The 20,665-nt window shown below is 65.2% G+C and carries 17 protein-coding genes; 11 read left to right on the top strand and 6 right to left on the bottom strand.

What is annotated here, in order from left to right; all coding sequences use genetic code 11:
• Nucleotides 1-108: 108 nt before the first annotated feature.
• Both B0E46_RS00955 and B0E46_RS00950 read left to right on the top strand, forming a co-directional pair.
• Nucleotides 109-2,139 carry a methyl-accepting chemotaxis protein gene (locus B0E46_RS00955; protein ID WP_077553835.1) on the top strand — a complete coding sequence of 677 codons (2,031 nt, stop codon included), beginning with the start codon at nt 109-111 and terminating at the stop codon, nt 2,137-2,139.
• A 98-nt stretch (nt 2,140-2,237) separates the two neighbouring features.
• Nucleotides 2,238-8,507, top strand: a complete 6,270-nt coding sequence (locus B0E46_RS00950; protein ID WP_077553834.1) for an Hpt domain-containing protein — start codon at nt 2,238-2,240, stop codon at nt 8,505-8,507.
• Here the strand turns inward: B0E46_RS00950 and B0E46_RS17935 are convergent.
• Nucleotides 8,461-8,994 carry a hypothetical protein gene (locus B0E46_RS17935; RefSeq protein WP_254424994.1) on the bottom strand — a complete coding sequence of 178 codons (534 nt, stop codon included), beginning with the start codon at nt 8,992-8,994 and terminating at the stop codon, nt 8,461-8,463. The two genes, B0E46_RS00950 and B0E46_RS17935, sit on opposite strands and share 47 nt — an antisense overlap.
• Between B0E46_RS17935 and B0E46_RS00945 the strand changes: the two genes are divergently transcribed.
• Together B0E46_RS00945 and B0E46_RS00940 are read left to right on the top strand one after the other, a co-directional pair.
• Nucleotides 8,950-10,239, top strand: a complete 1,290-nt coding sequence (locus B0E46_RS00945; protein WP_254424993.1) for a chemotaxis protein CheB — start codon at nt 8,950-8,952, stop codon at nt 10,237-10,239. The genes B0E46_RS17935 and B0E46_RS00945 overlap by 45 nt on opposite strands.
• A complete protein-coding gene (locus tag B0E46_RS00940; RefSeq protein ID WP_077553832.1) occupies nt 10,236-10,781 on the top strand; it encodes a chemotaxis protein CheW in 546 nt (181 codons plus the stop codon). Before B0E46_RS00945 ends, B0E46_RS00940 begins: the two co-directional genes overlap by 4 nt.
• A gap of 37 nt (nt 10,782-10,818) precedes the next feature.
• Here B0E46_RS00940 and B0E46_RS00935 read toward each other — a convergent pair whose 3' ends face one another.
• Nucleotides 10,819-11,553, bottom strand: coding sequence for a 16S rRNA (uracil(1498)-N(3))-methyltransferase (locus tag B0E46_RS00935; protein WP_077553831.1), 735 nt, complete (start codon nt 11,551-11,553; stop codon nt 10,819-10,821).
• A gap of 186 nt (nt 11,554-11,739) precedes the next feature.
• Here B0E46_RS00935 and B0E46_RS00930 point away from each other — a divergent pair, with 186 nt between their 5' ends.
• A complete protein-coding gene (locus B0E46_RS00930; protein WP_077553830.1) occupies nt 11,740-12,066 on the top strand; it encodes a hypothetical protein in 327 nt (108 codons plus the stop codon).
• Nucleotides 12,067-12,104: 38 nt separating this feature from the next.
• Here the strand turns inward: B0E46_RS00930 and B0E46_RS00925 are convergent, their stop codons facing one another.
• Complete coding sequence (locus tag B0E46_RS00925) at nt 12,105-13,484, bottom strand: adenosylmethionine--8-amino-7-oxononanoate transaminase (protein WP_077553829.1); 1,380 nt, start codon at nt 13,482-13,484, stop codon at nt 12,105-12,107.
• Between the two features lie 67 nt (nt 13,485-13,551).
• Between B0E46_RS00925 and B0E46_RS00920 the strand changes: the two genes are divergently transcribed.
• From B0E46_RS00920 to mazG, 5 genes are read left to right on the top strand one after another with little or no spacing between them, the layout of a single operon-like run.
• Nucleotides 13,552-14,358 carry a type II secretion system protein N gene (locus B0E46_RS00920; protein ID WP_077553828.1) on the top strand — a complete coding sequence of 269 codons (807 nt, stop codon included), beginning with the start codon at nt 13,552-13,554 and terminating at the stop codon, nt 14,356-14,358.
• Nucleotides 14,355-15,134: an inositol monophosphatase family protein gene (locus tag B0E46_RS00915; protein ID WP_077553827.1), complete on the top strand. Its 780-nt coding sequence runs from the start codon at nt 14,355-14,357 to the stop codon at nt 15,132-15,134. Before B0E46_RS00920 ends, B0E46_RS00915 begins: the two co-directional genes overlap by 4 nt.
• A 39-nt stretch (nt 15,135-15,173) precedes the next feature.
• Nucleotides 15,174-15,731, top strand: coding sequence for an ADP compounds hydrolase NudE (gene nudE, locus B0E46_RS00910; RefSeq protein ID WP_077553826.1), 558 nt, complete (start codon nt 15,174-15,176; stop codon nt 15,729-15,731).
• Nucleotides 15,728-16,543: a 3'(2'),5'-bisphosphate nucleotidase CysQ gene (cysQ, locus tag B0E46_RS00905; RefSeq protein ID WP_077553825.1), complete on the top strand. Its 816-nt coding sequence runs from the start codon at nt 15,728-15,730 to the stop codon at nt 16,541-16,543. Before nudE ends, cysQ begins: the two co-directional genes overlap by 4 nt.
• Before the next feature lie 4 nt (nt 16,544-16,547).
• Entirely contained in the window at nt 16,548-17,360 is an 813-nt protein-coding gene (gene mazG, locus B0E46_RS00900) for a nucleoside triphosphate pyrophosphohydrolase (RefSeq protein WP_077554145.1), read from the top strand.
• A 49-nt stretch (nt 17,361-17,409) separates the two neighbouring features.
• Here the strand turns inward: mazG and B0E46_RS00895 are convergent, their stop codons facing one another.
• Entirely contained in the window at nt 17,410-17,907 is a 498-nt protein-coding gene (locus B0E46_RS00895; protein ID WP_077553824.1) for a hypothetical protein, read from the bottom strand.
• Between the two features lie 125 nt (nt 17,908-18,032).
• Between B0E46_RS00895 and B0E46_RS00890 the strand changes: the two genes are divergently transcribed.
• Nucleotides 18,033-18,806 carry a DUF4097 family beta strand repeat-containing protein gene (locus tag B0E46_RS00890; RefSeq protein WP_077553823.1) on the top strand — a complete coding sequence of 258 codons (774 nt, stop codon included), beginning with the start codon at nt 18,033-18,035 and terminating at the stop codon, nt 18,804-18,806.
• Nucleotides 18,807-18,827: 21 nt separating this feature from the next.
• Here the strand turns inward: B0E46_RS00890 and B0E46_RS00885 are convergent, their stop codons facing one another.
• Nucleotides 18,828-19,928 carry an SLC13 family permease gene (locus tag B0E46_RS00885; RefSeq protein WP_139350371.1) on the bottom strand — a complete coding sequence of 367 codons (1,101 nt, stop codon included), beginning with the start codon at nt 19,926-19,928 and terminating at the stop codon, nt 18,828-18,830.
• A 68-nt stretch (nt 19,929-19,996) separates the two neighbouring features.
• Nucleotides 19,997-20,626, bottom strand: coding sequence for a glutathione S-transferase family protein (locus tag B0E46_RS00880; protein WP_077553821.1), 630 nt, complete (start codon nt 20,624-20,626; stop codon nt 19,997-19,999).
• Between the last annotated feature and the right edge of the window lie 39 nt (nt 20,627-20,665).

Here is a 20,665-nt window from a genome sequence, read left to right as displayed (position 1 = left end):
TGGAAGGGCCGGTGCCGGTTGCGGCCGGAGTTGAAACAACAAATCCCTGGCCAGTAGCCGCGCGATGATGCGGAACCGGCAACGTACAGTTAGACGGATGAGGTGAACATGAGCACTACAGGGGGCGTCAGCAGGGAACGAGGTTACACCGCACTCATTGTCCTGCTGCTGATTGCGATTGGTATTGCGGCGTTTGACTTCTGGCGGCTGAACATCAAGAACGACGAGGATCGCCAGGCCATCGCGCTGACCACGCAGATCCAGGTGCTGTCGCAGCAGACGGCCAAGTTCGCGCTGGAATCGGCCAATGGCAACACCGATTCCTTCAAGGAGCTCGAGAGCACCCGCAACGCCATCGATTCCGCCGTGCAGAAACTCGGCAAGGGCGATACGTCGAGCGGCATGCAGGCCTACGCCGACAACAACGCTTCTCCCGCCGGCCGCGCCGTGAGTGCACTCGACGCCTCGTGGCAGCAGCTCGATGCGGATATCGGCAAGATCCTCTCCAACAAGGCCGTGGTGCTCGATTCCGGGCAGCGCGCAGACACGCTGTCGCAGCAGATGCCGCTGCTCAATTCGAGCATGGAGCAGGTGGTCAACATCCTGCAGCAGCGCAACGGCAGTTCCGAGCAGATGCTGGGCACCTCCCGCCAGATGCTGTCGGCCGACCGCATCATCCGTCGCGTGCAGGAAGTGCTGCAGGGCGGTGACAATGCACAGTCTGCAGCCGATGGTCTGTCACGCGATGCGCAGCTCTACGGCAGCGTGCTGAAGGGCCTGATCGAAGGCAATCCGGACAGTGGCGTGAAGCCGATTGGCGATGCCAATGCACGCAAGATCCTCACCGACATGGACGCCAGCTGGGCCAAGCTGGCCGACCCGGTGGCCAAGCTGGCCGCCGCCGCAGGCAACATCGCCGACGTGAAGCATGCGGGCAACCAGGCCTCGCTGGATTCGCAGACCGTGCTGTTGCGCGCAAACGATCTGTCGGAACAGATCGGCAAGCTGCCGCTGCGCCGGCTGTTCCCGAACGTGTGGTGGGGCCTGTTCGGCGCGATTGCCGCAGTGGCCTTCGCGCTGTTGCTGGTTATCACGCTGGTGGGCGATCAGCGCCGCCGGTTTGCCAGCAGTACCGAGCTGAACCAGCGCAACCAGGAGGCGATCATGCGCCTGCTGGACGAAATGGGTTCGCTCGCCGAAGGTGACCTGACCGTGAAGACCACGGTGTCGGAAGACATCACCGGCGCGATCGCCGACTCGGTGAACTACGCCATCGACGAGCTTCGTTCACTGGTGACCACCATCAACGAGACCTCCGAGCAGGTCTCGTCCTCGGCGCAGGAAACCCAGACCACCGCGCGCCATCTGGCCGACGCGGCCGAGCAGCAGGCGCAACAGATCAGCTCGGCGACCTCGGCGATCAACCAGATCGTGAGCTCGATGGATACCGTGTCGAAGGACTCCGCCGAGTCGGCCGACGTGGCCGAACGCTCGGTGAAGATCGCCTCGCACGGCGCCGAGGTGGTGCGCGAGACGATCTCCGGAATGGACTCGATTCGTGACCAGATCCAGGAAACCTCCAAGCGCATCAAGCGTCTGGGCGAATCCTCGCAGGAGATCGGCTCGATCGTTGAACTGATCAACGACATCGCCGAGCAGACCAACATCCTCGCGTTGAACGCGGCGATCCAGGCGGCTTCGGCCGGTGAGGCCGGTCGGGGTTTCGCGGTGGTGGCGGACGAAGTGCAGCGACTGGCGGAACGCTCGACCAGCGCGACCAAGCGAATCGAGACGCTGGTGCAGACGATTCAGTCCGATACCAACGAAGCGGTGAACTCGATGGAGCAGACCACCGCCGAGGTGGTGGCCGGTGCACGCAAGGCGGAGGACGCCGGCAGCGCGCTGGGTGACATCGAGCGCGTGTCGCACGATCTGTCGGCGCTGATTCAGAACATCTCCAGCGCGGCGCGCCAGCAGTCCGCGGCGGCGACCGACATCTCGCATTCGATGAACGCGATTCAGGAAATTACTTCGCAGACCTCGCAAGGTGCCAGCCAGACCGCCGACTCGATCGGTACGTTGGCGCAGCTGGCAAGTGATCTGCGGCGCTCAGTGGCGCACTTCAAGCTGCCGGGTTGACATCGGTCTGGCTGGCATTGGCATTTTTTCGGGGGGCAATCTCGTTGGTTGCGTGATGCGTGGGTGATGCGACATTGGGCAACCGTTGAGAGAGGCGCATGAGACTTCAAGACCACATCGATTTCACCACCCTGCAGTGGGTCAAGCCGGAGCTCGACGATACCTTGTCGATCGCCCGCGAGGCGCTGGAGTCCTACGTCGACAATCCAGCCAAGCGCGACTACATGCGCACTTGTGCGGATCATCTGCATCAGGTGCATGGCACCTTGCGGATGGTCGAGCTGTATGGCGCGGCGATGGTCACCGCAGAGATGGAAGCGCTCGTCGTCGCTCTGCTCGATGACCAAGTCGCTCATCGCGAAGAGGCCTATGCCGCGTTGATGCGTGGCCTGATGCAGCTGCCCGATTATCTGGAGCGCCTGTCCAGTGGCCACCGCGATGTACCGGTGGTGCTGCTGCCGTTGCTGAACGACCTGCGTGCCAGCCGCGAGCTGCCGCCGCTGTCCGAATCGGCGATGTTCCATCCCAATCTCGACGCCTTCCTGCCGGAGCAGGCCCCGGCGGCGATGAGCGAAGCGTATGCCGAAGCTCATCGCAGCGAGCTGGTGGATCTGCGTCTGCGCTTCCAGCAGCAGCTACTGGGCTGGTTCCGCGGGCAGAACACGTCGCAGCAGCTGATCGGCATGCGCAAGACGCTGCTGGCGATCACGGCGCGCTGCTTCCACGTGCACGGCCGGCGCTTGTGGTGGATCGCTGCTGGCGTCCTCGAGGGGCTGGAGCAGGGCGTACTCAAGGCCCAGGCAGGCGAAATCCGCCAGCTGATCGGCAAGGTCGACCGCAACATCCGCCTGTTGATCGAGCAGGGTGAAAACAGTCTGCGCGGTGGTGAGGCGGATGAGGTGGCCTGCAAGCTGCTCTACATCGTGGCGCAGGCCAAGCAGCGCAGCCCGCAGATGGAGTTGTTGCGCACTACCTATGCACTGGACAGCCTGCTGCCCGATGCCGGCGAGCTGGAGCACGCCCGCGGTTCGATGTCCGGGCACAATCGTGCCCTGCTCGACTCCGTGTCGCGCGCCTTGAAAGACGATCTGCTGCGCGTCAAGGAAGCGCTGGATCTTTTCCTGCGCCAGCAGGATGGCGATCCGGCGCAGCTGGCCGTGCAGGGTGAGGTGCTCGAACGTGTCGGCGATACGCTGGGCATGCTGGCGCTGGCCGTACCGCGCCGCGTGATCAGCGAACAGCGGCGGGTGCTGGACGAGATTGCAAACCGACTGCGTCCGGCCGACGAAGATACCTTGCTCGACGTGGCTGGCGCCTTGCTGTACGTCGAGGCTTCGCTGGACGATCACATCGAAAGCCTGGGCTCCGAGGACGATGCGGCAGCTGGCGGAACCACACCCGGATTGCCGCGCAGCGAAGCGCTTGGCGTCGTCACGACCCTGATGCAGGAAGCGATCGGCAACACCGGCAAGGTGAAGGATGCGATCGTTGCGTTTGTCGAATCCGGCTGGGAACACGATCGACTGGCGGGCGCATCGACCCTGATGGACGAAGTTGCCGGTGCCATGCGCATGTTGTCGGCAACGCGTCCGGCCGAGCTGGCGGAAGGTGTGGGTCGATTCGTCGGCTACGAATTGCTGGATGACCGGCGCGTGCCCAGCGGGGCGCAGATGGATCATCTGGCGGATGCCCTCGCTGCACTGGAGTATTACCTCGAGGCCGCGCGCGAGCATCGTGGCGGCCTGGAGCACATCCTGGATGTGGCCGAACACAGTCTCGGACTGCTCGGCTACTGGCCGCTGCCGGCCGCACGTGCGGCTGGCACGGTAGCCGCGGCCACGCCGCCGGTCGTGGTTGCCCCGGTGAGCCATGCTCTCGGGGATGAGGAGCACCCGGAGCTCTCCGAGTCTGTCAGCCTGCTCCCAGGTGACGACCTCGGCCATGTATTCATTGGCGACACGGTTCCGCCCGTTGCCACGGTCCACAACCTGGACGGCTTGCGGCTGGCACAGACCGAAGCGACTGCGCCGGCGATGCTGGAGGGAACTGCCGCCGACTCCCAGGACGACTGGGTCGAAATCGAGGAAGAGATCTTCGAGCAGGCGCCGGTGCGCGATGCGCTGGCGGCCAACACCGGCTTCAATGCGAATGCGGAAGGTATAGACGACGATATCCGCGAGATCTTCCTGGAGGAAATGCAGGAGGAAATCGACAATCTGCGCGGCGCCGAGAAAGTGTGGCTGGCCGATCCGACCCAGCTTTCATCGCTGGTGGGCATCCGCCGCTCGTTCCACACGCTCAAGGGCTCCGGCCGCCTGGTCGGTGCCGGCGTGCTCGGCGAGTTCGCGTGGAAAGTGGAGGACATGCTCAACCGGGTGCTGGACAACACGATCGAGCCGAACGAGGGTGTACAGGCCGTCATTCGTCACGCCATCGATGCCTTGCCGCAGCTGCTGGCCGCGCTCAAGGGTGAGGGCGCGCCGACGGCGCCCCTCAGCGCCATCATGCAGGCTGCCGAGCAGCTGGCTGCCGGCCAGCAGGCGCGGGTGGAGGATTACGCATCGGGCGCAACCGAAACGGTGCGTCGTGTGGTGCGCCGGCGTGTGCCGCGCGTCGATGTCGCGGCACAGGCTGTTCCGGAAGCTGGCGTAACCGATGCCCATACTGCCGCCGCCGGCCACGGGGAAGTCGAGCCGGCGGCGTTCATCGCGGGGCCGGCGATGCCGCCGGTCGATCCGGTGCTGCTGGAGATCCTGCGCAGCGAGGTTGCGCAATACCTGCAGACCATCCGCGCCGCGATCCAGCGCGGTGGCAACGAACTGCCCATCGGCGAAGAACTGCTACGGGCCGTGCATACCCTGCATGGCGCCATCGCGATGGTCGACATCCTGCTGCTTACCCAGCTGCTGTCCCCTCTGGAAGGGTTGCTCAAGCGCCTGCGCGCCGCCAACCTGTCGTTGCCGGCCGAGGGCGTGGGTCTGCTTGGCCAGTCGGTGGAGGTCGTCGACCAGGTGATGGGCCAGTTCGATGTCGCCGAGCCGCAGTTGCCCAATGTGGATGCGCTGACTGCGCAATTGGTCGCCATGCGTGATCGTTATCCCGAGTCGCAGGTGGCGCATGTGGTGTTTGAGCCGCGTCCCGACGAGGACGAGCCTGCTGCCGAAGCGGTCGCTTCAGGGCCTGCTGCAGGCGGCGAGGCCGCCATGGCTGCTTCGCTGGATGCCAGCATGGACAAGCTCACCGCTGGGCGCACAGATGAGACAAGTGCCGAAGCGCCGTCGGAGACAACTCAGCAGGCAGGTGCGCCTGTGGACGATGCGCACCATGTCGAGTTTGCTGCCGAACTGGTAGCCGCATTGGGTGCCTTCGAACCCGAAGCTGCCGCTGCTGAGCATGCTGCCGCGGAGCAGGCGGAACAGGCGGCCCGTCAAGCCGAAGCCGAGCGGATTGCAGCACAGCAGGCCGAAGCCGAGAAACTGGCTGCCGAGCAGGCCGCAATGGAGCATGCCGCCGCAGAACAGGCAGCGGCAGAGCGTGCAGCAGCAGAGCACGCAGCAGCAGAGCAGGCAGCGGCCGAGCAGGCGGCAGCGGAACAAGCTGCTGCCGAGAAGCATGCGGCGGAGCAGGCCGAAGCCGAGAGGCTTGCTGCCGAACACGCTGCCGCGGAACAAGCAGCAGAGCAGGCAGCAGCAGAGCAGGCTGCGGCAGAGCAACTGGCTGCCGAACATGCCGAAGCCGAGAAACTGGCGGCTGAAAAAGCTGCAGCCGAGCAGCTTGCGGCAGAACATGCCGAGGCCGAGAAACTGGCGGCTGAAAAAGCTGCAGCCGAGCAGCTTGCGGCAGAACATGCCGAGGCCGAGAAGTTGGCTGCCGAGCGAGCGGCGGCGGCCCTGGCTGCCGAACGGGCCACGACGCCTGCCGATGCCGCGGAAGCAACCGCCGAACCGACGCCGGAGCCGGCATACGCCTTGGCCGGATCCGGCCAGATCGATGCCGATCTGCTTGAGGTGTTCATCGAAGAGGCGCACGAAATCCTCGATCACGCCGATGGCGTGCTGGCGCAATGGCATGCCGAGCCGTCCGAACTGGCCCACATCGCCGAGTTGCAGCGTGACCTGCATACGCTCAAGGGCGGTGCACGAATTGCTGGCCTGTCCTCGGTAGGTGATCTCTCGCACGCGATCGAAACCCTGCTCGAGAAGCCGATCCGTGACGTGGAAAAGACCGGTCCGCTGATTGCGGCACTGGAAGCCAGCTTCGATCAGCTGCATGCGCTGACGCAGCAGGTTTCGCAGGGGCAGACGCCTGCCTACCCGCAAGCCATGATCGATCATCTGCTCGGTTTGGCCGGAGAGCACACGCTGGCCGACGACGAGGTGCTGGCCGCTGCCGTCGTGCCGCTGCCGGTGTCGAAACCGGTCCGGGCAACACCGGCGCCGGTGGTGCCGAGCACGCTGGAAGGGCTGGAGCTGCCCGAGTTGCTGCCGGAAGAGGATGAGGAGGTGCGCTCCCCGCAGGAGCAGATCCGAGTCCGCGCCGACCTGCTCGACAACCTGGTCAACCATGCTGGCGAGGTGGCGATCTACCGTTCGCGTCTCGAACAGCAGGTAGCGGGCTACCGCTTCAACCTGGTCGAGCTGGAGCAGACCGTCGCGCGTCTGCGCAGCCAGCTGCGCATGCTGGAAATCGAGACCGAGGCGCAGATCATCGCGCGCTTCCAGCGCGAGCATCGCGAAGCGGGCATGGCGACCTTCGATCCGCTCGAGCTCGATCGTTTCTCGCAATTGCAGCAGTATTCGCGTGCACTGGCCGAGTCGGTATCCGATCTGGTGTCGATCCAGAGCATGCTGGACGAGCTGACCCGCCAGGCCGAGACCTTGCTGATCCAGCAGTCCCGCGTCAGTACCGAACTGCAGGAAGGCCTGCTGCGCACGCGCATGCTGCCGTTCGACACGATGGTGCCGAACCTGCGCCGCACGCTGCGCCAGGCTGCCCAGGAGGAAGGCAAGAGCGCCCAGCTCTACGTGGACGGTGCGCACGGCGAAATGGACCGCAACCTGCTCGACCGCATCAAGGCGCCGTTCGAGCACATGTTGCGCAATGCCATCGCACATGGCATCGAGACACCGGAAGAACGCCGCAAGGCGGGCAAGCCGGCCGAGGGTTCCGTGAACATCCAGGTGGCACGCGAGGCCACCGAGGTGGTGATCCGTGTCAGCGACGATGGCCGTGGCCTGAACCGCGAAGCGATCCGCAAGCGCGGCATCGAACGCGGGTTGCTGCGTGCCGACATCAAGCCGACCGACAACCAGCTGCTTTCGCTGATCACCCAGCCCGGCTTCTCCACCGCCAGTGCAGTGACCCAGCTTGCCGGTCGCGGTGTCGGCATGGACGTGGTGGCGAACGAGATCAAACAGCTCGGCGGTTCACTGTCGATCGATTCGGATGAAGGCAAGGGCAGCACCTTCGTGCTGCGGCTGCCGTTCACCCTCGCGGTGACCCAGGCCATCCTGGTGCGCATCGGCGAGGCGACCTTCGCTATTCCCATGACCTCGGTGCAGGGCGTGGCGCGGGTCAATCCGGAAGATCTGGCGGTCATGATGGCCGAAGACGAGCCGTCCTTCCGCTACGGCAACGAGGCCTACGGCATCCACGACCTGGCCGAACTGCTCGGCCTGCCGCCGGGGCTGCAGGCCGAAGGCGAGCAGCAGCCGCTGCTGCTGACCCGCGCCGGCGACCTGCGTGCAGCGATCCGCATCGATGCCGTGCTCGGTTCGCGCGAGATCGTGGTCAAGTCGGTCGGCCCGCAGATCAGCTCGGTGCCGGGCCTGCTCGGCGCGACGATCATGGGCGACGGCTCGGTGTTGATCATTCTCGATCTGGCCCCGCTGGTCCGTCACGGCATCACCCGTCGCCAGCAGCGACTGGCCGATGGACTCAGTGCCGTGCAGGCGCCGGTCATCGAAGAGGTGCGGGTGCAGCCGCTGGTGATGGTGGTGGACGATTCGATCACCATGCGCAAGGTCACCAGCCGCGTGCTGGAACGTCACGAGTACGAGGTCAGCACGGCCAAGGATGGTGTCGATGCGCTGGAGAAGCTGCACGAACGCGTGCCGGACCTGATGCTGCTGGATATCGAGATGCCGCGGATGGACGGCTACGAGCTGGCAACCCACATGAAGGCCGACCCGCGCCTGCGCAACGTGCCGATCATCATGATCACCTCACGCAGCGGCGACAAACACCGCCAACGTGCATTCGACATCGGCGTGGATCGCTACCTGGGCAAGCCGTATCAGGAGGCCGAGCTGCTGGTGCAGATCAGCGAAGTGCTTGAACAGCGTGCGGCGGAGCCGGTTCATGACTGAAACGACCCCGGCGGTTGCGCTGCTGTTCGACGACACTGAGCTGGGCAGTCAGTTGCGCGAGGCATTGCATGAGCGCGGTGCGCGGATCGTGCACGAGGGGCGCGTGTCCAGCCTCAACCGGGATCTGCTGCAGAAACTCAGTGCCGATGTCGTAGTGGTCAATCTGGATGACGATACTGACGATGCGCTTGATCATCTGCATGAACTGATCGAGAGCGATCGTCCGCGGGTGGTTTTCAACGATGCCCAGGCCAGCCGCATGCTGACCGGCTGGGATCGTGCGCGTTGGGCGCGGCACCTGGCGGTCAAGGTGCTTGAGGCGGGCGATATTGATCCACCACGTCCGGAGGATGCCCGCGGTGTCGAGGCGCCTGCGCTGGCCGAGTCGGGCGCAGTCGAACCCTCGGCATTGGCTGAGGACGAAGTTTCGACTGAAGCTGCCGTGGCCGCAGTGCCGCCGACCATGGAGGCCGAAGTTCTCGAACAAGATGTGCTGCCGCAGCTTGCTGCCAAGCCATCCGAGCCGGATTTTCTGGTGCACGACGACCCGGACGGTCAGCACGAGAAGATGGCCAGTGCCGAATCGGAGAATCTGGCGGCGGAACTGGAGGCGTTGCTGGCTTCCGATGAACTGCCGGCTGATGATGAAGAGGCTCCCGGTTCTGGCCTGCGCTTCACCGACGACGAGGAGTTGCCGCCGTTGCATGACGGCAACTTTGGCCAAGCGCCCGCGGCATTCGATGCATCCATGAGCCACCATGACGGGGCGGCCATTGCAGCCACGGCGCACACCGGTGCACCACAGGTCGTGGTTCCGTCGTTTGACCATCTGGGGCTTGAATCGCCGGTGGATCCGTCGGTCGTGACCATACCTGCGTCGGCGGACGAGCCCATGCTGGTTGCGCCGGCACCGGCGTCGGTTCGTGCGCCCGACAGCTGGGCGTTGCTGGATGAAGACACGCTGCCTGCCGCACCTGCGAAAAACGAGGCCGCTGAGTTTGGCATCGAGAAATTGAGCGCGGCCGATTTTCTGGCGCCGGATGTCGAGCCGGTCGCATCCGGAGTCGAGCCCGTCTTCAGTCTCGAGCTGGTGTCGATGGAAGAGGCGATCGCACCCAAACCATATGTGCATGAGCACGAGATGATGCTCGACGAGCTCGGCAGTGCGCTGAGCCGGATCGTGCTGCTCGGGGCGGCGCCAAGCGGCGTGGATTCCGTCTGCGATTTTCTCGCCGCGCTGCCAGCGAATGCCCGCCTGACCTTTCTGCATACCCAGCATATGGCGGATCAGCAGTCCGATGCTGCCTTGGTAGAGCGCCTGTCCGCGCACTGTGCATTGCCGGTACGACTGGCGGCGCAGGGCGCGCGCGCCGGGGCCGGCGAGATAATGGTCGTTCCGGCGGGGCAGCAGGTGGTGCTGCGCCGCGATGGCAAGATCGAGCTGCAGGCGATCTCGTCGGATCAGCCGCAAGGCCCGTCGATCGATGCCAGCTTCACCATGGCGGCGAATGCGTTTGGCCGTGATGCAGTGGCGATTGTGTTCGCGGGCCGTGCCAACGACGCGGTCGCGGGCGCACAGGCGATCCATGATCGCGGTGGACAGGTATGGGTAGAGTCGTCGTCCGGCGAGCATTTTGCCGATATGGTCAGCGGTATCTTCGCCGAACGACTGGTCAGTTTTTCCGGTACGCCGCATGAGCTGGCGGCGCACCTGATCGAGGTGTTTCCATGAGTGATCCGCTGCCGCGTGAAATCCGCTGTGTACTGGTGCCGGTCGGCAACCAGCGCCTGCTGCTGCCCAATGCCACCATCGCCGAGGTGATCACCCAGAGCAAACCCGAGCCGTTGGCTGGTGCACCGGCCTGGGTGCTTGGTCGCATTGCCTGGCGCGGCTGGCGCGTGCCGCTGGTGTCGTTCACGCAACTGGCCGGTACCGAGGAAGGCGATGCCGAGCTGAGCGTGCGCGTGGCCGTGCTGAAGGCACTGGGCGGCAATCCCAAGCTGCCGTTCATCGCGGTGCTGACGCAGGGGTTCCCGCGCCTGACCACGCTGAACGCCGAGCTGATCATTCCCACCCACGACGGCAGCGAGTTGCCATCGGGTGTTCGGGCGCAGGTACTGGTGCGCGATGACGTGGCGATGATTCCGGATCTGGAATGGATCGAGGCCGAACTGCTCCGGCTGCAAGAGGCCGCCGATCAGGTGATTCCGGAAGAGTCCGCGGAGTCCGTCGAATCGACGGGATCGGATGGGCTCTTGGGCGACGAAGCCTGAGGCCGTTCACCGGCGTGCGAAACCGATAGCCGTCGGTTCAACCGTCGCCGTGCAGAGCCTGCAGCGCCGCCAGTGCGGCGAGTCCGGCCGTCTCGGTGCGCAGGATTCGCGGCCCAAGCCTGAGCCCGCTGAAACCGGCGGCGTTCAAGGCGCCAATATCGCGCTCGCCCAAGCCGCCCTCTGGACCTACGACCAGCAGGCCGCCGGCTGCCGCAAAGCGCAGCTCGCGGGATGAACGCGCGGCCTCGGGCAGCAGTGCCAGGCGCAATGCGGCGTCTTCGGCCAGGCTGTCCAGCCATAGCGGCAATGGCATTGCCGGAATGATTTCGGGCAGCCGTGCACGGCCACTCTGCTCACAGGCGCTGGCCGCTACCGCCCGCCAGTGAACCAGCCGTTTTTCCGCTCGCGCCGGGTCCAGTTTCACTTCCGAGCGCTCGGTCAGCAGCGGCACGATACGCACCACGCCGAGTTCGGTCGCTTTCTGCACGATCAGATCCATCTTCTCGCCGCGGGCGACCCCCTGCGCCAGGGTCAGCCGCAGTGGCGATTCGTTGGTCAGGGCGTGCCGCGCATCGACGCGCACCACTACTTCACGTTTGCCGACGGCCTGGATGGTCGCGGGATAGTCACCGCCGTCACCATTGAACAGGGTCAGTGGATCGCCCGCGGCGAGGCGCAGAACGCGTGATACGTGCTCGCTGGCCTGTGCCGGCAACGCGAGTTCGGCATCGACGGCAAGCGGCAGGGCGACATGGATACGAATGGTGCGCATGCGGGCATCGTGGCCATGCAAAAGCCACAAGCATAGCGGAGGCGACGGTGCGCAGGCACTCATGCCCCAGCAGCCAGCAGGTTAGCTGAATGCCGGCGAGATGCTTTCATGGCATGCCTTGCTTGTCGGCCATGTTGGGGGCAGGATGAAGCAACAGCTCACACAAGAATCAACGAGGTGTACGCCATGCTCAAGACCACGGTCATTTCGTTCGCACTGGCTGTCGGCCTTGGCGTCAGCGCACTGGCCGTCGCGCAGAGCGCACCTGCGCAACAGGTGGCTGGCCCGACTGGCGACACGCATTCCGGTCAAGCCAATGCAGCCCAGGATCATCAGGTGATCAAGCCGGGTGATCGTAATTGCATTCGCGATACCGGTAGCCTGATCCCGGCGAAGAAAGGGCAATGTCTGCAGGGTGTCAATGGCCGCAGCTATACCCTGCAGGAGCTGCGGAATACGGGTGCGATCAACAATGCGCAAGCCCTGCGCATGCTCGATCCCTCCATTCACTGAATCCTGCTTCAGTGATGCGGTTGTGGTGAGGCTGCCGTTCAGTCCACCACCGCGCGTTCGATGCCGGCAATGGCCGTGTCCACCAGCAGGTCGATCTCGGCCTCGCTGACCACGTAGGGCGGCATGAAATACACCACGTCGCCGAGTGGGCGCAGCAGCGCACCCTGTTGAAGCCCATGCAGGTATACGCGCAGGCCGCGGCGCTCCGCCACTGGAAACGGACGGCGGCAGCGCTTGTCGGCCACCAGTTCGATCGCGGCGATCATGCCGGTCTGACGCACGTCGGCGACATGCGGGTGCGCGCGTAACGGGTGCAGGCGGCGTGCCAGATGCGCGGCAAGCTGAAGATTGCGTTCGAGTACCGGCTCGTCGCGGAAAATCTTCAGCGTCTCCAGCGCCACGCGGCACGCGAGTGGATTGCCGGTGTAGCTGTGCGAGTGCAGAAAGGCCTTGCCGGCGCTGTATTCCGCATAGAAGGCTTCGTAGACCTGGCCGGAGGTGAGCACCGCAGACAGCGGCAGGAAGCCGCCGGTAAGTCCCTTCGACAGGCACATGAAGTCCGGTGACACGCCAGCCTGTTCGCAGGCGAACAAGCTGCCCGTGCGGCCGAAGCCCACCGCGATCTCGTCCGCGATGAAATGCACCGCGAACTCGTCGCACAAGGCGCGCAGCCCGGCCAGGTAACTCGGGTGGTACATGCGCATGCCACCGGCGCACTGCACCAGTGGCTCGACGATTACTGCGCAGGTTTCGTGCGCGTGACGTTCCAGCAGGGCGCGCATCTCGCCAAGCCGGCGCGTTGCCGTCTGTGCGGACGACTCGCCCAGCGCACCCTCGTACGCATCCGGGGATGGCGCGAGGAACGGCGTGAGCAGCAGTGGCGCATAGGTCTTGCGGTACAGCGCCACGTCACTCACCGACAGCGCGCCCAGCGTCTCGCCGTGGTAGCTGCCTGTCAATGCGATGAAACGGGTCTTTTCGCCGTGACCCTGGTTGAGCCAGTAGTGGAAGCTCATCTTCAGCGCCACTTCGATCGCAGCCGAACCGTTGTCGGCGTAGAACACCCGATCGAGTCCGGGTGGCGTGATGCGTACCAGTTCCTCGGCCAGTTCGATCGCCGGCTCGTGGGTGAAGCCGGCGAAGATCACATGCTCCAGCGTGGTCGCCTGTGCAGCCAGTGCGGCCGCGATGCGCGGATTGGCATGGCCGAACAGGTTGGTCCACCACGAGCTGATGCCATCCAGATAGCGGTGGCCGTCGGCATCGATCAACCACGCGCCTTCGCCGCGCACGATCGGTATCATCGGTACGCTGCCTTGACCGGCGAGGTCGTGGTCGTGCATCTGCGTGCACGGATGCCACAGGTGCTTCAGGTCGCGCGCGGCAAGTGCGGCGTTGGTGCTTGCGGAGAGAGTCATCCGGCTATCATCGGCGCTCCACGATGGGCACTCAAGCCTGCGCATGCAGCATCCCGGGAATCGACGTTTGAAGTACCTGCGAAAATCCTTGATCGGCCTCGGTGTGCTGGTGCTGGCTGCTGCGCTGCTGCTTTGGTTTCTGCCCGTTCGCTGGGTGCTGCCCTGGATCCGGCCGCAGCTCCATGGCTTGAGTCTGCAGCAGCTGCAGGGCTCGTTGTGGGATGGCCGGGCCGGGCAGGTGCTGACACCTGCTGGTCGTCCGCTAGGGCAACTGCAATGGAAGCTGTCGCGACGTGCGTTGTTCGGTCAGGTGCAAATGCAGCTGAACCTGCACGGAGCACTGCTCGATTTTTCGGGCGAAATGCAGGGGCTGGCCGACCACCGGGTCGAATGGCACCGGGTGAGTGTGCGTGCCGAACTGGCGGCACTGCTGCCTCCGGCGAACTTGCCGCTGGGTCAGCCGCACGGCGAACTGCAGCTGACTGTCGAGCACGCCTTGCTGCAGGGCGGCTGGCCGCTGCAGTTGCAGGCACAGGTGCAATGGCAGCATGCGGTCATGCACACACGGAGTGCTGACGTGGCACTGGGCGATCTGCACGGACAGGCGCAGGCGCGGGAAGGGGTGATCCAGGCGCAATGGCACGATGACGGACAGGGCCCGTTGCAGGTCGACGGCCAGCTGCAACTGAGTCCGCTCGGCTGGCGACTGGACGCGACGCTGCGCGCCCGACAGACTGACCCGGCGCTGCGCCATTGGCTGGCCGGGCTGGGGCACCCGGATGCCGACGGCAAGGTGCATATCCAACGCAGCGGCGGGCTGGCGGGCACCCTGCCTGGCGCAGCCGCCACCAACCAGGGCCCGAAATCACCATGAATCCCGAGATGACCGTGTCAGCGCTGACCGCCGCGCGCGAAGCTGCGGCCGCAGCCGCCGAAGTCATACGCCATTACTGGCGTCGCGGCGTCGAGGTGGAGCTGAAGCCGGATGCGACGCCGGTGACCATCGCCGACCGCGAGGCCGAGCGTGCGATCCGGCAGATCCTGCAGGCGGCGTTGCCGCAGGCGGCGGTCTATGGCGAGGAGTTCGGGCTCGAAGGCGATCGCGGTGGCCTGCTGTGGCTGGTCGATCCGCTCGACGGCACCAAGAGCTTCGTGCGGCGCACCCCGTTCTTTTCCACCCAGATCGCCTTGATGGATGGCGATGAGCTGGTGCTCGGCGTCTCCAGCGCGCCGATCTACGGCGAGACGATGTGGGCCAGCGCCGGCGGCGGCGCGTGGCTCGATGGCGAGCGCGTGCGCGTGGCGGAAACCAGTGCCATCAGCGAGGCGTCGATCTCCACCGGCAACGTCAAGACGCTGACCGCCGATGCGCGCTGGGGTGAGCTCGGTGCGTTGATACGCGACAGCAACCGTATCCGCGGCTACGGCGATTTCTGCCATTACCACCTGCTGGCGCGTGGTTCGCTGGATCTGGTGATCGAATCGGACGTGAACATCCTCGATATCGCCGCGCTGGCAGTGATCGTGCGCGAGGCCGGTGCCGTGTTCACCGATCTGGGCGGTGCACCCTTGACGCTGGATACGCGCAGCGTGCTGGCCGGCACGCCGGCGATCCACCAGCAGGCATTGCAGCGGCTGCGCATGCCATGACCATCTGCGCCGAGGCGGCTGCCGCGCTAGAATGGCCCGATGCGCAAGCCACCGATCATCCATGCCACGCGTGACGTCGCCGACAGCCACTTCCTGCATGTCGAGCAGCTCGACCTGGAATTTTCCAACGGTGAGCGCCGTACCTACGAGCGGCTGAAAGGCGGTGGCCTGGGTGCGGTGATCATCGTGCCGATGCTCGACGACGACACCGTGCTGTTGGTGCGCGAATACGGCGCCGGCGTCGGTCGTTACGAACTCGGCCTGCCGAAGGGCCGGCTGGATCAGGACGAGACGGCCGAGCAGGGCGCCGAGCGCGAACTGAAGGAAGAGATCGGCTACGGTGCGCACCGGCTGAAGATCCTGCACAACCTGTCGCTGTCGCCGTCGTACATGACGCATATGGCGCATGTGGTACTGGCGCAGGATCTGTATCCCGAGCGGCTGGTCGGGGATGAGCCCGAGGAACTCGACGTAGTGCCATGGAAGATGTCCGAACTGCACACCCTGCTCGGACGCGATGACGTGACCGAAGGGCGATCGATCGCGGCGCTGTTCATGGCTCGCGAATACCTCGCCGGGCGTTTTCAGCGCGCATGAATACGGTTCCCGCGTTCGCCCGGCAGATTGGTGAGATCGCACGCGCTGCCGGCGCGGCAATCCTGGCGATATACCACAGTGATTTTGCGGTGCAGACCAAGGCGGACGAGTCGCCGCTGACTGCCGCGGATCTGGCGGCGCAGCAGGTCATCATGGCCGCTCTGGCCACGCTTGACCCGACGTTGCCGGTGTTGTCGGAGGAGGCCAAGGCACTGGCCTGGTCCGAGCGCCAGCACTGGTCGCGCTACTGGCTGGTCGATCCGCTCGATGGCACCCGTGAATTCGTGAAGCGCAACGGCGAGTTCACCGTCAACATTGCGCTGATCGACGATCACCAGTCCGTGCTGGGCGTGGTGCTGGCGCCGGTGACTGGCGAGCTGTATATCGCCGAGCAAGGCCATGGTGCATGGCTGCAGACTCATGCCGGCGGCGACTGGCAACGTATCGAGGCGCGGACGTTGGCGCAGCCTGCGGTGCTGGCTGGCAGCCGCTCGCATGGCAGCCTGCAGGCTGCCATGTTGCAGAGTCTGGTCGGTGCCGATCATCAGCTGGTGCCGCTCGGCTCCTCATTGAAATTCTGCCTGATCGCGCGCGGTGCCGCGGACGTCTATCTGCGCCTGGGTCCTACCAGCGAGTGGGATACCGCGGCAGCCCAATGCGTGTTGCAGGAAGCGGGTGGTGCGGTGATGGACTTGCAGGGATGTCCATTTCGCTACAACCGAGGTGAGTCGCTGCTCAATCCCGAGTTCATCGCCGTCGGCGATCCTTCGGTGGACTGGGCGGCGCGCTTGCGTGCGGCCGGTCGCGAATGATCAAGTGAGCGACAGACAACGCCACAGCCTCGATGATCTGCTCGCCATCATGGCGCGCCTGCGCGATCCCGAGCGGGGTTGTGCATGGGACGTGCAGCAGGACTTCGCTTCGATAGCGCCGTACACGATCGAGGAAGCCTACGAGGTCGCCGATGCGATCGACCGCGGCGATTTCGATGACCTGCGCGACGAGCTGGGCGATCTGCTGCTGCAGGTGGTGTTCCATGCGCAGATGGCGCAGGAGGCCGGGTTGTTCGATTTCGCCGATGTCGCCGATGCGATCAGCCGCAAGATGCGCCGCCGACATCCGCATGTGTTCGGCGACGTGCGCTATGCCGACGCCGAGGCACAGAAGCAGGCATGGGAAGACATCAAGACGGCCGAACGCGCCAGCAAGGGCGAGCCGGACGACACCAGTGCGCTGGCCGGCATCTCATCCGGATTGCCGGAATGGAAGCGCGCGCTTAAATTGCAGCAGCGTGCGGCCAGCACGGGTTTCGACTGGGCCGATCCGCAGCCGGTGCTGGCCAAGCTGGCCGAGGAAGTGGACGAGGTGCGAGCCGAGTTCGCGGGTGGCGCCGATCCGGCGCGGCTGGAAGACGAGATCGGCGACGTACTGTTCGTGATGGTGAATCTGGCGCGCCACGCCAAGGTCGATTTCTCGAGCGCGCTGCGGCATGCCAATGCGAAGTTCGAGCAGCGTTTCCGGCAGATGGAACAACTGGCGGCTGCCGAGGGCAGTGCGTTCAGCGAGCGCACGCTCGCCGAACAGGAGCAGTTGTGGCAACGCGCCAAGGCGATCGAGCGCGAGGTGTGAAACGGCGCGATGGCTTGGCCATCGCGCGCGCCTACCTCGTGATACGAGCTTACTGGGCTGCCGCTGCAGGCGCACCAGCATGTTTTTGCCACGCATCGTGCATCTTGTCGTGTTCCGCGCGCATCTTCGCCTCGTCGGCGAGACTCTCGTCCAGGCCCTTGCGCAGCGTGGCGATCGCCTGATCCACATTGGCCGGTCGTGCCTGCAGGCGTGCCAGATGCTGGTACACGTAGTCACGTACGCGCGGATCCTGCGACTTCGCCAGCACGTCGTTGTACAGCGCGGCCAGATCCTTGCTGCGACCGGCCTCCATGTACAGCCGCTCCAGGCTGCGCAGGTCGCCGATCACGCCGCCGCGTTCGTCACCGAAACGGTGTTGATGCATGCCGAAACCATGATGACCGTCAGGCTGCTTCATCGGTGCATGCATGGCCGCTGCGGGACCGGCAGCCGGCGGCGGTGGCGGTGCGTCCTGAGCGATGGCGAACGAGGTTGCTCCGGCCATCAGTACGGCCAGCGCGGAAGCAAGCAGGGTATGGCGATGCATGGTGAATCTCCGTGGAAGGTAGACGTGGAAACGTAATCAGGCCGTGCGCGTTGACATGCGCAATGGTTGCAACCTTTTCGCTGTCGGCGGCATCCCATGCCTGTCCACCATGTGAGGAGTCGACCATGCGCCGCCTTTTAACCGCCGCCTTGTTGCTGGCACCGGTAGCTTCTTTCGCTGCTGCTTCGTGCAAGTACGAGGCTCCGCGCAATCTCCAGCTCGACCTTGCCGGGGTGCGTGCCGTGCAGATCGAGGTGCACAACCAGGACCTGCACCTGACCGGCAACGACAATGGCCGGGGCCTGACTCTCACGGGTCGGGCATGTGCCTCGGACAAGGCGGCGCTGGATGGCCTGCAGGTAACGCAACGGCGCGAGGGCGATCAGTTGCTGCTCGATATCGGCGGCGAAAGTCATTTCGCCTTCAGCCTGTTCGGCAGCTCCTATGCGAACCTCGACGTCACCGTGCAACTGCCGGCGAGCCTGCCGGTGACGGTCCGGGTAGGTTCCGGCGATGCCGATATCACTGGCTTGCAGCAGCTGCAAAGCAGCGTCGGATCGGGCGATCTGCACGTGCGCAGGATATCCGGCAAGTTCGTCACCAGCGTGGGTTCCGGCGATGTCGATGCACGCGACATCGGCAGCCTGGAGCTGGGTTCGCTGGGCGCGGGCGACCTCAAGGCCGAAGGCATCACGGGCGATGTCAAGGTGGGCAGCATCGGCTCGGGCGACGTGGTGTTGCGCAAGGTGGGCGGCAGCGTGCGCGCGGATACGCTCGGCTCCGGCGATCTCACCGTGAGCGACGTGACCGGCGATTTCATTCTCGGCGCCAAGGGCAGCGGCGACGTCAGCCACAGCGGCGTCAAGGGCAAGGTCAGCGTGCCGAAGGACGACGACTGATCGCAGCGCGATTGGGATGCCTCAGCCCAGCCAGCGCCAGGTCAGATAGACCAGCGGCGCGCACACCAGCAGGAACGGAATCGAGACCAGGTGAAACAGCCGCAGTCCTTGCGGCTGTTTCGCCAGGCGCAGCGCGATCAGGTTTGCCAGCGAGCCGATCGCCAGGCCGAAACCACCCACGTTCACCGCCACGGCCAGCGCGATCGCATCGGGCGTCCGATCGAGCAGCAGCACGGTTGACGGCACATTGCTGATCAGCTGCGAAGCGACGATGCCGCCGACATACAATGTCAGCGGCTGGCTGAAATCGAGACGGTCGAGCCCCTGTCGAACCCACGGCAACTCGGCCACGTGGCCAAGTCCCACAAAAATCGCCGCGAAGGTGAGCAACAGCAGCCAGTCGATCCGCGCCAGGCTCGCTCGCGCCAGCAGCGCAAAAAGCACCAGCAGCAGCGCGGCACCCAGTGGCGCCTGCCGGTATTCCATCAGCAGTACCATGCCGGCCAGCGCCACCGTCGACCACGCGCCAAGCCGGTTGGACGTGGCCCGGCCATCGATCCTGTCCGGAGTCAGTTCGATCCGCTCGCGCGGCAGCCACAGCAGGGTGAACCCCGCCAGCAGCGCGAACATTACGAACGCCGTCGGCAACATCGCGCTCACGAAATGCAGGAACGGCATCGACGAGTGCTGCCATAGCAACAGGTTCTGCGGATTGCCGATCGGGCTCAGGGTCGATCCCGCGTTCACTGCCAGCGCTTCCAGCACCACCACGCGCAGCACCGGCAGGTTCGAGATGTTGCCGATCGCCAGGGTCAGCGGCACGATCAGGAACAGGCTCACGTCGTTGGTCAGCACCATCGACAGCAACGCCGTCGCGCTGACCAGCAGCAAGCCGAGACTGCGCAGCGAATGTGTCCGCGCCACCAGTGCCACCGCCGCGTGCTGCACCAGCCCGCTGTCGCGGATGCCCTGGATTGCGATCAGCAGGCCCATCAGGCCGGCCAGCGTCGGCAGTTGCAGCCAGTGCCGGTATTTCGCCAGCGGCTGCGGATCGAGCAGGGCCAGCGCGATCGCCAGCGCGGCGAACAGCAGCAACAGCCATTCTGCCTGCAGCTTTTTCATCCATGACGATGATGCTTCCGATGAGACCCTCGCATCGCGCATGCGTCAGTGCCCGCTCGCCTGGCAGCTCACCACCCGCTGAGCCCTTCGATCTCGTACAGCTTCTGCCAGCTCGGTCGTGCACGCACCAGATCGGCCAGCCGCTTCAGTGCAGGCCACTCGGTGGCTGGACGCGGCATGTTGCGCGACCAGCGCATCAGCATGGTCAGCAACAGATCGGCACCGGAGAATTCGGCGCCCAGCAGATAGGGGCCATGGGCGGCGAGTTGCGCATCCAGCAGATCCCACACACCTTCGATCTTGCGCTGCAGGGCGGCGCGCACTTCCGGCGCGTGCTCCGCTGCACCCAGCTCGGGCGGGTAGAACCAGAGGCGGTACGTCGACATCAGCGTATTGCTCAGATAGACGATCCACTGCTGCCAGGCCTCGCGTTCGGACGTGCCTGGTGCGGGAGCCAGCTTTGCTTCCGGGTGGCGCTCGGCCAGCACCATCAGCAGCGCCGCCGATTCCGACAGCGGTCGTCCGTCGATCACCAGCGTGGGCACCACGCCGCGCGGGTTGAGTTTGAGATAGGCCGGGTCATGCTGCGCCTTGGCGTCGATGTCGACCAGCCGCAGTTCATGCGGCGCGCCGATCTCCAGCAGCGCCAGATGCACGACCATGCTGGCAGTGCCGGGAGAGTAGTAGAGGGTGTACATGCAGGCTCCGTCAGTGCGCGGGATGGCGTGATCTTGGGG

The sequence above is a fragment of the Rhodanobacter sp. B04 genome (assembly GCF_002001125.1).
Classification (GTDB): Bacteria; Pseudomonadota; Gammaproteobacteria; order Xanthomonadales; family Rhodanobacteraceae; genus Rhodanobacter.
This window is presented reverse-complemented; position numbering and strand designations above follow the sequence as displayed.